This window comes from Streptomyces sp. NPDC085900 (assembly GCF_044540925.1).
GTDB lineage: Bacteria > Actinomycetota > Actinomycetes > Streptomycetales > Streptomycetaceae > Streptomyces > Streptomyces gilvifuscus.
On record NZ_JBITSP010000001.1, the window covers coordinates 551,395 to 566,144 of the forward strand.

General features: G+C 71.3%; 14 protein-coding genes. 7 read left to right on the top strand and 7 right to left on the bottom strand.

The genetic code is table 11. The features are described 5' to 3' along the window. The first annotated feature begins 124 nt into the window (after positions 1-124). The 3 genes from ACIGDI_RS02420 (at position 125) to ACIGDI_RS02430 (ending at position 3,147) form a co-directional block, all read left to right on the top strand. Positions 125-604 carry a hypothetical protein gene (locus ACIGDI_RS02420; RefSeq protein WP_399889329.1) on the top strand — a complete coding sequence of 160 codons (480 nt, stop codon included), beginning with the start codon at positions 125-127 and terminating at the stop codon, positions 602-604. Between the two features lie 157 nt (positions 605-761). Beyond that, positions 762-2,078, top strand: a complete 1,317-nt coding sequence (locus ACIGDI_RS02425; protein WP_399889331.1) for a beta-xylosidase — start codon at positions 762-764, stop codon at positions 2,076-2,078. A 58-nt stretch (positions 2,079-2,136) separates the two neighbouring features. After that, a complete protein-coding gene (locus ACIGDI_RS02430) occupies positions 2,137-3,147 on the top strand; it encodes a DUF916 domain-containing protein (protein ID WP_399889334.1) in 1,011 nt (336 codons plus the stop codon). Here ACIGDI_RS02430 and ACIGDI_RS02435 read toward each other — a convergent pair. Continuing rightward, positions 3,041-3,379 (bottom strand): P-II family nitrogen regulator, encoded by a 339-nt coding sequence (locus tag ACIGDI_RS02435; RefSeq protein ID WP_200704934.1) that lies wholly within the window; start codon positions 3,377-3,379, stop codon positions 3,041-3,043. The genes ACIGDI_RS02430 and ACIGDI_RS02435 overlap by 107 nt on opposite strands. After that, positions 3,376-4,701: an ammonium transporter gene (locus tag ACIGDI_RS02440; protein WP_399889337.1), complete on the bottom strand. Its 1,326-nt coding sequence runs from the start codon at positions 4,699-4,701 to the stop codon at positions 3,376-3,378. Before ACIGDI_RS02440 ends, ACIGDI_RS02435 begins: the two co-directional genes overlap by 4 nt. Before the next feature lie 139 nt (positions 4,702-4,840). Here ACIGDI_RS02440 and era point away from each other — a divergent pair, with 139 nt between their 5' ends. Beyond that, a complete protein-coding gene (era, locus tag ACIGDI_RS02445) occupies positions 4,841-5,794 on the top strand; it encodes a GTPase Era (protein ID WP_399889340.1) in 954 nt (317 codons plus the stop codon). A 31-nt stretch (positions 5,795-5,825) separates the two neighbouring features. Here era and ACIGDI_RS02450 read toward each other — a convergent pair whose 3' ends face one another. Beyond that, positions 5,826-6,686: a helix-turn-helix transcriptional regulator gene (locus ACIGDI_RS02450; RefSeq protein ID WP_399889343.1), complete on the bottom strand. Its 861-nt coding sequence runs from the start codon at positions 6,684-6,686 to the stop codon at positions 5,826-5,828. A 119-nt stretch (positions 6,687-6,805) separates the two neighbouring features. On the opposite strand from ACIGDI_RS02450, the gene ACIGDI_RS02455 reads away from it, so the two are divergent. Beyond that, positions 6,806-7,660, top strand: a complete 855-nt coding sequence (locus tag ACIGDI_RS02455) for an NAD-dependent epimerase/dehydratase family protein (protein WP_399889346.1) — start codon at positions 6,806-6,808, stop codon at positions 7,658-7,660. 16 nt (positions 7,661-7,676) lie between these two features. On the opposite strand, the gene ACIGDI_RS02460 is transcribed toward ACIGDI_RS02455, so the two are convergent. The 4 genes from ACIGDI_RS02460 to ACIGDI_RS02475 all read right to left on the bottom strand — a co-directional run bounded on the left by ACIGDI_RS02460 (position 7,677) and on the right by ACIGDI_RS02475 (position 11,685). Beyond that, positions 7,677-8,960 carry an MFS transporter gene (locus ACIGDI_RS02460; protein WP_399889349.1) on the bottom strand — a complete coding sequence of 428 codons (1,284 nt, stop codon included), beginning with the start codon at positions 8,958-8,960 and terminating at the stop codon, positions 7,677-7,679. Continuing rightward, positions 8,957-10,258, bottom strand: coding sequence for a GH1 family beta-glucosidase (locus tag ACIGDI_RS02465; RefSeq protein ID WP_399889352.1), 1,302 nt, complete (start codon positions 10,256-10,258; stop codon positions 8,957-8,959). The genes ACIGDI_RS02460 and ACIGDI_RS02465 overlap by 4 nt, the downstream gene beginning before the upstream one ends. A 65-nt stretch (positions 10,259-10,323) precedes the next feature. Then, on the bottom strand, positions 10,324-10,590 hold the full coding sequence (locus ACIGDI_RS02470; RefSeq protein WP_399889355.1) for a protealysin inhibitor emfourin: 267 nt from the start codon (positions 10,588-10,590) through the stop codon (positions 10,324-10,326). A gap of 21 nt (positions 10,591-10,611) precedes the next feature. Continuing rightward, a complete protein-coding gene (locus ACIGDI_RS02475) occupies positions 10,612-11,685 on the bottom strand; it encodes a M4 family metallopeptidase (RefSeq protein WP_399889358.1) in 1,074 nt (357 codons plus the stop codon). A 348-nt stretch (positions 11,686-12,033) separates the two neighbouring features. Here ACIGDI_RS02475 and leuA point away from each other — a divergent pair, with 348 nt between their 5' ends. Then, on the top strand, positions 12,034-13,755 hold the full coding sequence (gene leuA / locus ACIGDI_RS02480; RefSeq protein WP_399889362.1) for a 2-isopropylmalate synthase: 1,722 nt from the start codon (positions 12,034-12,036) through the stop codon (positions 13,753-13,755). Between the two features lie 184 nt (positions 13,756-13,939). Continuing rightward, entirely contained in the window at positions 13,940-14,635 is a 696-nt protein-coding gene (locus ACIGDI_RS02485; protein ID WP_399889365.1) for a TerB family tellurite resistance protein, read from the top strand. Positions 14,636-14,750: the final 115 nt, after the last annotated feature.

A 14,750-nucleotide genomic window follows, 5' to 3' on the forward strand; every position in this document is an offset into this window, starting at 1 on the left:
GAACCGGTAGTTCCGACGGTCCGTCAGATCCACCCCCCACGCGGCGTACCGCACCACGCCGCCCCTGACGGCCGCGGATCTCTCCCCATCCATCCCCACATGGCAGTAAGGGAGCCGGATCCCCATGAGAGTCGAACGACTGACAACAGGTGCGGCCATGGCGGTGGGGGCCCTCGCGGCCGCGTCGCTCGCGTTCGCGCCCAGCGCCCTCGCCGTCACCCCCGACACGGCGACCATCACCGCCGACTGCGGCGCCTTCGGCGGCGGGGCGGCCACGCTCACGGCCACCCAGGACGGCACGTCGGCCACCCTCACCCTCACGTCGTCCGCGATCACCGCTCCGATCGCCCTCTCGGAGAACTCGATCACCTCCACCCTCACCATGGCGAACAGCGCCACCGGCGGCACCGACACGTTCACCGGCACGCAGAACCCGGCCATGGCGGCCGGCGACCCGGTCACCGTCGGGCCCCTCTCGGGCACCGTCGCCTCCGGTGACAGCCTGGACGCCTACGGCGGCTCGCTGCAGATGACCGTCTTCGGCATCACCATCACCTGCACCGCGACCGGTCCGCAGTCCCCGGGACCCTTCGTCCTCGACTGACAGTCGCAGCCAGCCCGCACACAGCCGATGGACCGTCAGTTCCTGGCAATCACACAGGAATTGACGGTCCATCAGTTCATTTCGGCGTCTCCATTGACTTCTCACGCGATCCACACATCAATGCCCCCAGTGAGCGCACAGAGAAGGGGGCACTCCCATGGGTCCGATCACCCGAAGACGCCGCTGGGCGTCTCTGCTCGGGGCGACCGCGCTCGCGGTCACCGCGGGCGGCGCGCTGGCCTGTCCGGCCGGCGCCGCCACGAACGTGGACTTCGCCACGCACTGCATCCCGCCCGCGGTCGCGGGCATCCCGCCGATCGACGGCACCACCACGGCCGCCATCGCGGTGGACAACCCCACCCCGAAGGTCGGCGACACCGTCACCGTGACCTACACGGTCGTCAAGCCCGCCGCCAGCAACCCCACCGCCATCGCCCTGCCGGCCGACATCATGACGCCCACCGGCAAGGTCACCCTCGGGGGCGCGCAGACGGGCGCCGTCACGGTCGCCGGTCCGAAGAAGAACGATCCGGTGCCGGGCAACGGCGCCTTCCCGTCGTTCTCCATGACCGGCACCTTCAAGGTCACCACCGCCGGTTCCATCACCCTCTCGCCCGGCGACTACAACATCCACACCAGCTACATCCTGGAGCTGGACACCCCCTGCACGGTGACCAACCCGCCCGCGCCGACGTCCGCGACGATCACGGCGACCGACTCCACCCCGGTCAACAACCGGGCCATCCAGCTCGACAAGGCCTCCGGCGCGCCCGGTGCCGGCGTCACCGTCAGCGGCAGCGGCTTCACCGCCGGTGCCACGGTGACCCTCGCCGGACGCTCCGGGAGCAGCCAGACCGCTGACAAGGCCACCGTCACCGCCGGCAGCGACGGCAGGATCAGCGGCTCCCTCGTCGTCAACGACAAGACGACCACCGGGATCGTGGCGTACGAGGGCAGCGCGTGGAGCGACGCCCTGGGCGCCGGGCCCGCCGTCTACACCGTCACCGACAACACCCCCGTCCCGGACGGCAGTCAGAAGCTGACGACCACCGTGAAGGCCGGGACCCTCTCCATGTCCCAGGCCGGGGACTCCGTCGCGCTGTCGGCGGTCGACTTCGGCAAGGGCGGGGCCTCGACCGGCGCGCTGCAGACGGTCACCGTCAAGGACTTCCGCGGCGGGCCGGCAGGCTGGTCGCTCACCGGCAAGGTCACCGACTTCACCGGGCCCGGCGCCAAGATCGATGCCGGGAAGCTGAGCTGGACACCCGCCTGCGCCACCAAGGCGGGCAGCCCGAGCACCTGCCGGGCCGGTTCGGCGGGCACCGTGGGCGCTTCGGGGGCGACGCTCGCCTCCACCGCCAACGGCACGCTCACCGGCGGCGAGTTCACCGCGGACGCCCAGCTCTCCCTGGACGTACCGGCGTTCACGCCTCCCGGCTCCTACTCCGGCGTCCTCACCCTCACGCTCAGCTGACCGTACGGGCGTCCGCACCCGCCCGTCCATCACCTCGTCCACGTGGGGGTCCGCACCCATGCGCAAGCTGTACGCCCTGCTCCTGGCCCTCTTCCTGACCGGCCTGACCGCGCCCGCGCACGCCGCCGACAACGGCAGCTGGTCCGTCTACCCCGTCTCCTCCGAGATCGCCGCGCGCCCGTACTTCTACCTCTCCGCCGACCCCGGGGCGACGATCGCGGACAAGGTCGTCGTCGCCAACAAGACCGGCGGACCCCTGACCTTCCGGCTCTACGGGGCCGACGCCTACAACACCCCCCGCGACGGCGGGTTCGCGGTGCGGAGCGCGCAGGAGCGGCAGCGCGGGGTGGGTGCCTGGGCGCGGCCCGCGAAGTCCCGCGTGACCGTACCGGCGCACGGCCGGGTCACCGTCCCCTTCACCCTGCGCGTGCCCGAGGGCGCCGAACCGGGCGACCACGCGGGCGCGTTGGTGGCGCTCGACGAGCGGATCGAGAAAGGCACGGGCTCACTCGCGCTCGGCGTACGGCGCGCCGTGGCCGCCCGCGTCTACCTCCGCGTCGGCGGCCCGACCCTCCCCGCGATCGCCGTCGAGAACGTCCACGTCGTCCACCACCAGCCCCTCGTCCCGGGCCTCGGCGACAGCACGGCGACGGTCTCCTACACCCTCCGCAACACCGGCAACGTCACCCTGGACCCCAAGGTGGAACTGCGCGCGAAGGGCCTGTTCGGCCGCACACTCCTCGCCCGCGACCTGTCCCGCGTCCCCTCCGAGCTGCTGCCCGGCCAGCGCGTCCACCTCACCGAGCCCTGGCGCGGTGCACCCCAACTCGACTGGGGAAAGGTGGAGTTGACGGCGAGCGCGAAGGACAGCCGGGAGTCGGCGAGCGCGTCCTTCCTCGCCCTGCCCTGGGTCGCGGCGCTGGTGCTGCTGGCCGTGACGGCCGTGGGAACGGTGCTGGTGCTCAGAGCGCGTCGGGGCCGCGCTCGCCCGTCCGCACCCGTACGACCGTCTCGACGGGCAGTGCCCACACCTTTCCGTCCCCGATCTTCCCCGTCTGCGCGGCCTTGACGATCGCGTCGATCACGGCCTCCGAGACGGCGTCCTCGACGACGACCTCGATACGGACCTTGGGCACGAGGTCGACCTGGTACTCGGCGCCGCGGTACACCTCGGTGTGGCCGCGCTGCCGGCCGTACCCGCTGGCCTCGGTCACGGTCAGGCCGTGCACGCCGAGCTCCTGCAGGGCGGTCTTCACCTCGTCGAGGCGGTAGGGCTTGACGATCGCGGTGATGAGCTTCATGCCTGGCTCTGGACCTTCTGCGCGGAGTGGACGACGGACGAGCTGACCGGGGCGCCGTGCCCCAGGACGCCGTGATCGTATGCCGTCTCGGCGTGCACCGTAAGGTCCAGGCCGGTGTGCTCCTGCTCCTCCGTCGCCCGGAAGCCCATGGCCCTGTCGATCAGCTTGCCGAGCGCGTAGGTGACACCGAAGGTGTACGCGGCGACGACGATCACGGCCACCGCCTGCCTGCCGAGCTGGGCGAGCCCGCCGCCGTAGAGGAGCCCCTGCGCGCCACCGGTCATCGCCTTCTCGGCGAAGACGCCGATGAGGAGCGTGCCGACGATCCCGCCGACCAGGTGGACACCGACGACGTCGAGCGAGTCGTCGTAGTTCAGCTTGAACTTCCAGCTCACGGCGTACGAGCAGAGGGCACCCGCGGCGAGGCCCACCACCAGGGCGCCCAGCAGGGAGACGGACCCGCAGGACGGGGTGATCGCGACCAGGCCGGCGACCGCGCCGGAGGCCGCGCCCAGCGTGGTCGGATGGCCGTCGCGCTTCTGCTCGACGAACAGCCAGCCCAGCAGGCCGGTGCAGCCGGCGGCGAGGGTGTTGAGGAACGCGGCGGCCGCGAGGCCGTTCGCGCCGAGGGCCGAGCCCGCGTTGAAGCCGAACCAGCCGAACCACAGCAGGCCCGCGCCCAGCATCACCATGGGCAGGTTGTGCGGCCGCATCGCGTCCTTCTTGAACCCGAGCCGCGGGCCGAGGACCAGACACAGGGCCAGACCGGAGGCACCGGAGGTGATCTCGACGGGCAGACCGCCCGCGAAGTCGAGGGCGTCGAGGTGATGCGCGATCCAGCCGCCCGGGCCCCACACCCAGTGGGAGACGGGAACGTATACGAGCAGCGTCCAGACGGGCACGAAGACCAGCCAGGCGGAGAACTTCGCACGGTCCGCGATGGCGCCGCTGACCAGCGCCGCCGTGATGATCGCGAAGGTCAGCTGGAAGGTGGCGAACAGGAGGGTCGGGACGGTCCCCTGCACGCTGTCCGGGCCGAGACCGGCCATCCCGGCGTGCTTCAGACCGCCGATCAGCCCGCCGCCGACGTCGTCACCGAAGGCCAGGGAGTAGCCGCAGAGCAGCCAGACCACCGTGACGAGCGCGATCGACACGAAGCTCATCATCAGCATGTTGAGGACGCTCTTCGTGCGGACCATGCCGCCGTAGAAGAGGGCCAGACCCGGGGTCATCAGCAGGACGAGGGCGGTGGCGGCGAGCAGCCAGGCGGTGTCACCGGTGTCCGCGTGCGCGGCGGCGAAGGTCGTCACGTTCGTCTCCAACGGGGTGGGGGCTCGTCAGAGGGTCACCGGCCCGCGTTTCCGGACGCGTACGAGGATGTTTCCGTGACGTTTCGTTGCGTTCGGGTTACCGGAATCTCACGGTGCGGCGGCGCTCCGTGGATCAGGGACAATGAACGCCATGAGTGTTCGTACCCAGTCATCCGAAGAGTCGGGCGAGACCGTCCACCGCGCCGGCTTCGCCTGCTTCGTGGGCCGCCCCAACGCGGGCAAGTCCACCCTCACGAACGCTCTGGTCGGGCAGAAGGTGGCGATCACCGCGAACCAGCCGCAGACCACGCGGCACACCGTGCGGGGGATCGTGCACAGGGAGGACGCCCAGCTCATCCTGGTCGACACCCCCGGGCTGCACAAGCCGCGCACGCTGCTGGGGGAGCGGCTCAACGACGTCGTGCGCACGACGTGGGCCGAGGTCGACGTGATCGGCTTCTGCCTCCCCGCGAACGAGAAGATCGGCCCTGGCGACCGCTTCATCGCCAAGGAACTTGCGGGGATCCGCAAGACGCCCAAGATCGCGATCGTCACCAAGACCGACCTCGTCGACTCCAAGACCCTCGCCGAGCAGCTGATCGCCATCGACCAGCTGGGCAAGGAGCTCGGCTTCGAGTGGGCGGAGATCGTGCCGGTGTCCGCGGTCGGGGACAAGCAGGTGAGCCTGCTGGCCGACCTCCTCGTCCCGCTCCTGCCCGAGGGCCCGGCGCTCTACCCCGAGGGCGACCTCACCGACGAGCCCGAGCAGGTCATGATCGCCGAGCTGATCCGCGAGGCGGCCCTGGAGGGCGTCCGCGACGAGCTGCCGCACTCCATCGCGGTCGTCGTCGAGGAGATGCTCCCCCGTGAGGACCGCCCGGCCGACAAGCCCCTGCTCGACATCCACGCCAACCTCTACATCGAGCGCCCCAGCCAGAAGGGCATCATCATCGGCCCCAAGGGCAAGCGCCTGAAGGACGTCGGCATCAAGAGCCGCAAGCAGATCGAGGCGCTGCTGGGCACGCCCGTCTTCCTCGACCTGCATGTGAAGGTCGCGAAGGACTGGCAGCGGGACCCCAAGCAGCTGCGTCGGCTGGGGTTCTGACAGCCTTCCTCGTCCCGCCGCTGTAGGTCCCTCAAACGCTGGACGGGCTGGACGGCGGGACCATGTCCTGCAGTCCGACCACCCGCAGCAACTGCAGCCGCTCGTACGACTCCGTGCCCGGGCGGGCCGTGTGGACGATCAGCATGTGGTGGTGCTCGTGGCTGAGCATGACCTCGCAGTCGAGCTCCAGCAGGCCCACCAGGGGGTGCTGGAACCGCTTGGTCGCGCGGTTGCGCAGGGACACCTCGTGCTCGTCCCACAGCCGCGCGAACTCCTCGCTGGAGGCGCGGAGTTCGGCGACCAGGGCGGCCGGTTCCGGGTCGTCGGGGCGGGCCGCGGTCACCGCGCGGAGGTTGGCCACGTGCGAGCGGGCGTGCGGTGCGTGGTCGTCGTCGAGGAAGAGCGAGCGGGCCGTCGGGTCCAGGAAGAACCGCCGGACCAGGTTCCGCTCCCGCCGCGGCCGGGACATGACGTCGCCGACCAGCGCCTTCGCCATCGCGTTCTGCGCCAGCACCTCGCCGCAGTCGTTCACCAGCTGCGCCGGGGTGTCGTACAGCCGGTCCAGGATCAGCAGCAGCCCCGGCCGGACGTGCGCCGACGCCGTCTCGCGCCGCGGCGGCTCCTCCCCGGCCAGATGGAACAGATGGTCGTGCTCGGCGGCCGTCAGCCGCAGCGCCCGCGCCATCGCCGACAGCATCTGGCGGGACGGGCGCGGCCCCCGGGACTGCTCCAGGCGCGTGTAGTAGTCGACCGACATGCCGGCCAGCTGGGCCACCTCCTCGCGGCGCAGGCCCGGCGTGCGGCGGCGGGCGCCGGGCGCGAGGCCCACGTCGGAGGGCTCCAGGCGGGCGCGGCCGCGGCGCAGGAAGTCGGCGAGTTCGGCTCGGTTCACCTCTCCAGCGTGCGGGACGCCGTCCGGCTTATCCAGGGACTGCCGGTCCCCTGATCGGAAGGTCTCTCCCGGTGGCGGGCGTCTCCCTGAAGGGTGGGTGGGGACGAGAGGAGCAGAACATGCTGACATTGGTCACGGGTACGACAGGGCAGGTCGGACGGCGTTTCGTGCCGAGGCTGCTGGCGCAGCTGCGCCCGGGGGAGACCGTGCGGGTCCTGGTACGGGACGCGGCGCGCGGGGAGCCGTTCGCGGAGCTGGGCGCCGAAGTGGTGGTCGGGGATCTGCGGGACGCGGACGTGCTCGGCAAGGCGGTGGCCGGGGCGGACGCCGTGGTGAACGTCGCCGCCGCCTTCCGCGGGGTGCCCGACGAGGAGGCGCGGGCCGTCAACCGGGACGCGGCGGTGGAGCTGGGACGGGCCGCGCTCGCCTCCGGCGTCGGGCGCTTCGTGCAGGTCAGCACCGGACTGGTGTACGGCACGGGGCGGGGCCGTCCGGTGACCGAGGAGGACGAGAGCCGGCCCGGCGGCGCGATGTGGGGCGCCTACCCCGCGTCGAAGGCGGAGGCCGAACGGGAGCTGCTGGCGATGGACGGCCTGGACGTGCGGATCGCCCGGCTGCCCTTCGTCTACGGCGAGGGCGACCCGCACCTCGCCCAGTCGCTGCGCTGGGCCGGGCAGTGGGCGGCGACCCAGCGCCTGCACATGGGCCACCACGCGGACGTCGCCCAGGGCCTGCTGCGCGTCCTGCACGCCCCCGGCATCGCCGGACGGATCTACAACATCGCCGACGACGCCCCCGTCACGGCGGTCGAGCTGCACCAGCTCAACGGGGCCGAGGTGCCCGCCGAACTGCACGAGCGCACCGACCCCGACCCCTGGCTGGTGATCATGTCCACCGACCGCATCCGCCGCGAGCTGGGCTACCGGCCCCGGTACCCGTCGGTGTACGCGGCCCGCGACGCCGGCGCCCTGTAGGTCACCCGGCGCCCGGTCACTCCACACCCCTGATCCGGCCCACCAGCACCGCCCCCGCCAGCCCGATGACCGCCGCCACCACGTACAGCACCCGGTATCCGCCGAGGTAGGTGACGATCGGCGCGGCGAGGGCGGGGGCCGCCACCTGGGGCAGGGCGTTGGCCACGTTGATCACGCCCAGGTCCTTGCCGCGGTCCAGGGCCGCGGGCAGGACGTCCGTCATCAGCGCGAAGTCCACCGAGGTGAAGACGCCGAAGCCGATCCCGAGGACCGCCGCGGCGACGACCGCGCCCGGCCAGGTCTGCCAGCCGGCCAGCGCGCCCGTCGCGACCGCCATCAGCACGCCGGACCAGATCACGAAGGGCTTGCGCCGCCCGACCCGGTCCGACCACACCCCGCCGACGACGACCGTGGCGAGCAGGGTGAGGCCGTTCACCGCGGTCAGCACCAGCACGCCCTGCTCGGGGTCGTGGTGGTGCAGACGGTCGCGCAGGTAGTACAGCAGGTACAGCAGCACCAGCGCGTTGCTCAGGTTGATCAGGAAGCGGGTCAGCCAGGCCCAGCCCAGGTCCGGGTACCGGCGCGGGCTGAGCCAGAACCCGGCGAGGAAGGAGCGCCAGGACCAGGCCGGCCGGTCCGCCGGCCCCAGCCGCAGGTCCGGGTGGCCGAGCACGTACGGCAGCACTCCCGCCAGCGTGAACACCGCGCACGCCACGTACCCGGCGCCGGTCCCGCCCGCGGCGGTCGCCAGCCCCGTGCCGCCGACCACGCCGAGGATCTGCGCCGCGCCCAGCCAGCCGCCGACCGAGCCGCGCTGAAGCCGGGGCACCTGGTCCGGGACGGCCGCCGTGACCGCCGCGAAGGCCGCGTTCAGGGTCAGCTGGACCAGACACCAGCCGAGCGTCATCGTCCACAGGCCGCCCGCGCCCGCGAGCAGCAGCAACGACAGCGCCCCGCCCGCGGCTCCGGCCACGATCCACGGCGTACGGCGGCCACGGCGGGACGTCGTCCGGTCCGACAGCGCGCCGAAGAGCGGGTTGGCGACCAGGGACACCGCGGCGCCGATCCCGGTCACCCACGCCAGCATCGTCTCCTTCGACATGCCGGTGCCCGGCGCGAAGTCCTTCGCCTGCGAGGCCAGCAGGATCTGCAGGGGGCCGAACCAGCCGACCCAGATGGCCCCGTTGGCCAGGGAGAGGGCCGCCGTCCAGGCGCGGCCGACGCGCAGGACGGGCTCGGCGAGGGCCGCCGAGGGGTCCTGCTCCCGGTCGCCGTCCCGGTCCCGCGGCGGGGCCGTCATCTCTGCGCCCGCAGCAGCTGCCGGTACCAGTCGTACGAGGACTTCGGGGTGCGCTTCTGCGTCTCGAAGTCGACGTGCACCAGCCCGAACCGCCGCTCGTAGCCCTCGGCCCACTCGAAGTTGTCCAGCAGCGACCACACGAAGTACCCGCGCACGTCCACGCCCGCCTCGACCGCGTCGTGCAGGGCCCGGACGTGCCCGTCCAGGTACGCGATCCGGTCCTGGTCGTCGAGGCCCGGGTAGCTGCACCCGTTCTCGGTGACGACGACCGGCGGCAGCCGGTCCCCGTAGCGCTCGCGGAACCCGGTGAGCAGTTCCGTCAGCCCCGACGGGACGACCGGCCAGCCGAAGTCCGTCACCGGGACGCCCTCGATCTGCCTGACGGAGAAGGGGAGTTCGGCCGGTATGGTCAGCCCGCCGAACTCGATGTCCGCGCCCTGCGGGGCGCCCACCCGGGTCGGCGCGTAGTAGTTGACGCCGTAGAAGTCGATCGGCTCCGCGATGACCTTCAGGTCCGCCTCGACGTCCCCCGGCATCAACTCGCCCAGCCCCTCCGGGTATTCGCCCAGGATCAGCGGGTCGGCGAAGAGGCGGTTGAGCAGCAGGTCGTAGAAGGCGGCCGCCTCGACGTCGGCGGGTTCCTCGGACGCGGGCCAGGTCGGCCCGTGGGAGTTGGCGATCCCGACGTCGGCGGCGCCGGCCGCGCGCAGGGCCCGTACCGCGAGGCCGTGGGCCAGCAACTGGTGGTGGGCCACCGGAAGCGCGTCGAACATCAGCTGCCGGCCCGGTGCGTGCGCGCCCAGGGCGTGCCCCAGCAGGGTGTGCTCGGCGGGCTCGTTGAGGGTGATCCACTTCGTCACCCGGTCGCCCAGCCGCTCGGCGACCACCGACACGTGCTCGGCGAAGCGCTCGGCGGTGTCCCGCCGCAGCCAGTCCAGCGCGACCGGCAGGTCCCAGTGGAACAGCGTCGGGACGGGGCGTACGCCCGCCGCGCACAGTTCGTCGACGAGGCGGTCGTAGAAGTCCAGGCCCTCGGGCGAGCGCACCCGGGGCCAGGACACCGAGAAGCGGTAGGCGTCCACGCCCAGGTCGGCGAGGAGCGCCACGTCCTCGCGGTAGCGGTGGTAGTGGTCGCAGGCGACCGCGGCCGTCGAGCCGTCCTTCACCCGTCCCGGCTCGGCCGTGAACGCGTCCCACACGGACTGCTCGCGCTCGTCGACGGCCCCCTCGATCTGATGGGCCGAGGTCGACACGCCCCACAGGAAGCCGGCCGGGAACTGAGGTATCGGGTTCGTCATGCGCGGATCATCCTTACCGGCGGTAACGGAAGTCAACGCCCGCGCATGAACGACCTGTTACGCGCTCATGCCCCTTCCTTCAGCACCCTGGAGATCAGCTGCCGCTGTTCCTCGCTCAGCCGCGGATCGGCGGCGTACACCGTCCTGCCGTCCACGGTGATCTCGTAGTTGAAGCCGTCGGGAACCCCGACGGACGGCCGGCCCCGGCCGGCGGACATCGCCTTCTCGGCCAGGGCCTGCCACTCGACGGCGTCGGGCCGCCCCGAGGTGTCCACCTCGGCGCAGCGCTCGATGCCCGCGAATCCACCCGTGCGCCTCACTCGAATACGCATGGGTCCGTGTCTAGTACGGAACTACGTCGTGCGCACCCCGACCTGCTCCCAGGCCTTCAGTACGGCCTGAAGTTCGTCGCCCTCGCTGAAGCGGGCCTTGGCCGCCCTCACGGTCAGCGACGCGAAGTCCGTGAACAGGGCGTCCTTCTTCAGCTCGCCGCCGGTCAGAACGTCGTACCAGATCTGGCCCGCCTTCTCCCAGGCGTGGCCGCCGAGGGCCGTGGCCACCAGGTAGAAGGCGTGGTTGGGGATACCGGAGTTGATGTGGACGCCGCCGTTGTCGCGGCCCGTGCGCACGAAGTCGTCCATGGTCGCCGGCTGCGGGTCCTTGCCGAGGACGTCGTCGTCGTACGCCGTGCCGGGCGCCTTCATGGAGCGCAGCGCCTTGCCCGTGACGCGCGGCGCGAGCAGCCCGGCGCCGATCAGCCAGTCGGCCTCGGCGGCTGTCTGACCGAGCGTGTACTGCTTGATGAGGGTGCCGAAGACGTCCGACAGCGACTCGTTGAGGGCGCCGGGCTGGCCGAAGTAGGTGAGGTTGGCCGTGTACTGCGTGACGCCGTGGGTGAGTTCGTGGCCGATGACGTCGATCGGGATGGTGAAGTCGAGGAAGATCTCCCCGTCACCGTCGCCGAACACCATCTGCTCGCCGTTCCAGAAGGCGTTGTTGTAGTCCCGGTCGAAGTGGACCGACGCGTCGAGCGGCAGCCCGTTGCCGTCGATCGACTGGCGCTCGTACGCCTTCAGGTACAGCTCGAAGGTGGCGCCGAGGCCCGCGTAGGCGCGGTTGGCGGTGGCGTCCTTGCCGGGGTCCTCGCCCTCGCCGCGGACCTTGCGGCCGGGCAGGTCGGTGCCGTGCCGGGCGTCGTAGATCGTGCGGTGCGGCTGGTCGGACGCGGCTCCGGGCGGCGCCGCGACGGCCGGGGCGCCGAGGACGGTGGTCAGCCGGCGGTGGGTGCGCTCGTAGGCGTCGCGCTCGAGGGTCTTGCGAGCGGGATTCGCGAGCGCCGGGTCCTCGTGCTGGGCCAGCTTGTCGAGGACATGGGGCGGTACGACGGTGCAGAAGACGGGCTCGAAGCCCCCGTTGGTCTTCGTCATGCCCGGCACCATTGCACTGCGTTAGCTGCGTGTCACTAGGTGCGACCATGATTGGTGAAATATGGGGATGCTCCCGCCGTTGTTGGTTGCTCTGTGTTATGCACCTCCAGCCGTGTGTGGTTGCTCGCGCAGTTCCCGCGCCCCTTTCAGGGGCGCTGCGGTCCCGCATATTGATACGGGGCCCCCTGTCCGGACCGGCTCGGCTAGCATGCTTCGCATCATGCGTTTCGGGCTGCTTCTTCTTAGCTGCCGCGGCGAGGGCCTGTAAGCCAGGTCGACTCCCTCCCCGCGGAGCTTCGCGTTGCGTCGTCGGCCGTCCTTCCGGACACCAAGAGGAGCCCCGCAATCATGGCGAACCGCCAGCAGCCCAGCAGCATGCCGATCCACAAGTACGGCCGCTACGAGCAGGTCGACATCCCGGACCGCACCTGGCCGAACAAGCGGATCACCCAGGCCCCCCGGTGGCTGTCGACCGACCTGCGCGACGGCAACCAGGCACTGATCGACCCGATGTCGCCCGAGCGCAAGCGCCGGATGTTCGACCAGCTGGTCAAAATGGGCTACAAGGAGATCGAGGTCGGCTTCCCGGCGTCGGGCCAGACGGACTTCGACTTCGTGCGGTCGATCATCGAAGAGCCCGGGGCGATTCCCGACGACGTGACCATCTCCGTACTGACCCAGGCCCGCGAGGACCTGATCGAGCGGACCGTGGAGTCCCTGAAGGGCGCCAAGCGGGCCACCGTCCACCTGTACAACGCCACGGCTCCCGTCTTCCGCCGTGTGGTCTTCCGCGGCTCCAGGGACGACATCAAGCAGATCGCCGTCGACGGCACGCGCCTGGTGATGGAGTACGCGGAGAAGCTGCTGGGCCCGGAGACCGAGTTCGGCTACCAGTACAGCCCCGAGATCTTCACCGACACCGAGCTGGACTTCGCGCTGGAGGTCTGCGAGGCGGTGATGGACGTCTACCAGCCCGGCCCGGGCCGCGAGATCATCCTCAACCTGCCCGCCACCGTGGAGCGTTCGACGCCGTCCACGCACGCCGACCGCTTCGAGTGGATGGGCCGCAACCTGACCCGCCGCGAGTACGTCTGCCTGTCGGTCCACCCGCACAACGACCGCGGCACCGCCGTCGCCGCCGCCGAGCTGGCCCTGATGGCCGGCGCCGACCGCATCGAGGGCTGCCTGTTCGGCCAGGGCGAGCGCACCGGCAACGTCGACCTGGTCACCCTGGGCATGAACCTGTTCTCGCAGGGCGTCGACCCGCAGATCGACTTCTCCGACATCGACGAGATCCGTCGTACGTGGGAGTACTGCAACCAGATGGAGGTCCACCCGCGCCACCCGTACGTGGGCGACCTGGTCTACACGTCCTTCTCCGGCTCCCACCAGGACGCCATCAAGAAGGGCTTCGACGCCATGGAGGCCGACGCGGCCGCCAAGGGCGTCACGGTCGACGACATCGAGTGGGCCGTGCCGTACCTGCCGATCGACCCCAAGGACGTCGGCCGCTCCTACGAGGCCGTCATCCGCGTCAACTCGCAGTCCGGCAAGGGCGGTGTCGCGTACGTCCTGAAGAACGACCACAAGCTGGACCTGCCCCGCCGGATGCAGATCGAGTTCTCGAAGCTCATCCAGGCGAAGACGGACGCCGAGGGCGGCGAGGTCACCGGCTCCGACATCTGGGCGGTCTTCCAGGACGAGTACCTGCCCAACCCCGCGAACCCGTGGGGCCGCATCCAGGTCAGGAACGGCCAGTCGACCACCGACACCGACGGCGTGGACACCCTGCGCGTCGAGGCCACCGTCGACGGCGAGGACACCGTCCTGACCGGCTCGGGCAACGGTCCGATCTCGGCCTTCTTCGACGCGCTGGCGAAGGTCGGCATCGACGCCCGGCTGCTGGACTACCAGGAGCACACGATGAGCGAGGGCGCCTCCGCGCAGGCCGCCTCCTACATCGAATGCGCGATCGACGACAAGGTCCTGTGGGGAATCGGCATCGACGCGAACACGACGCGTGCGTCCCTGAAGGCGGTCGTCTCGGCGGTCAACCGCGCGGCTCGATAGCCCCTCTGACCGGCGGTTTCGGGGTCCTGATCATCGGATACGGCGATCAGGGCCCCGTTCTTTTTCGGCCACCTCGACGTGGAGGTCACGGAAAGGTCTCTTCCGGGGTGCTGACTACGCCTGGTCGATGTGGCTAACATCACGCCAGTACGGCGATGTTGCCGTGCCGTTACGGAGGTGCGACGTGCTGCCAGTACGGGGACGAAACGGCCGAGCCGCCAGGCCTGCGCGCCTCCTGGGCACCCGCACCGCGTGGACGCCCGTAGGGGACGGCGAGTTCTTCTGCCCGGGCTGCGGAGGCGACCGCAACTACCAGCGGCTCACCGGCCGCCGCCGCTTCACCCTCCTCGGTGTCCCGGTCCTGCCGCGCGGCGAGACCGGCCCCGTCGTCGAGTGCGCCGCCTGCAACCGCCACTTCGGCACCGACGCCCTGGACCACCCCACCACCACCCGCTTCTCCGCGATGCTCCGCGACGCCGTGCACACCGTCGCCCTCGCGGTGCTCGCCGCGGGCGGCACCTGTTCGCGCACGTCCCTGGAGACCGCCGCGAGCGCGGTCCGCGCGGCCGGCTTCGACGACTGCACGGAGGAACAGCTGGAGGCCCTGGTCGACGCCCTGGCCGCCGACACCGGCCGGGTCTACGGCCAGTCCTGCGGCGCGGGCCTGGCCATCGAGCTCCACGAGGCCCTCGACCCCCTCGCCCCGCACCTCGCCCCCGTCGGCCGCGAATCGATCCTGCTGCAGGGCGCCCGCATCGCCCTGGCCGACGGCCCCTACACCCCGGCCGAACGCGACGTCCTCAGCACGGTCGGCGCCGCCCTGACCATCTGCGCCGACGACGTGACCCGGCTGCTGGCGGCGGCACGTACGCCGTCCTGATACTCCCCTGGGAGTAACGCGCGCCCGGCGCCTCCAGCGGCAGTAACCCCGAACTCGCCCGCACGCCCGACGAACCCGCCCCCTTCCGCCGGGAGTCTGGAACCGACCCAGACAC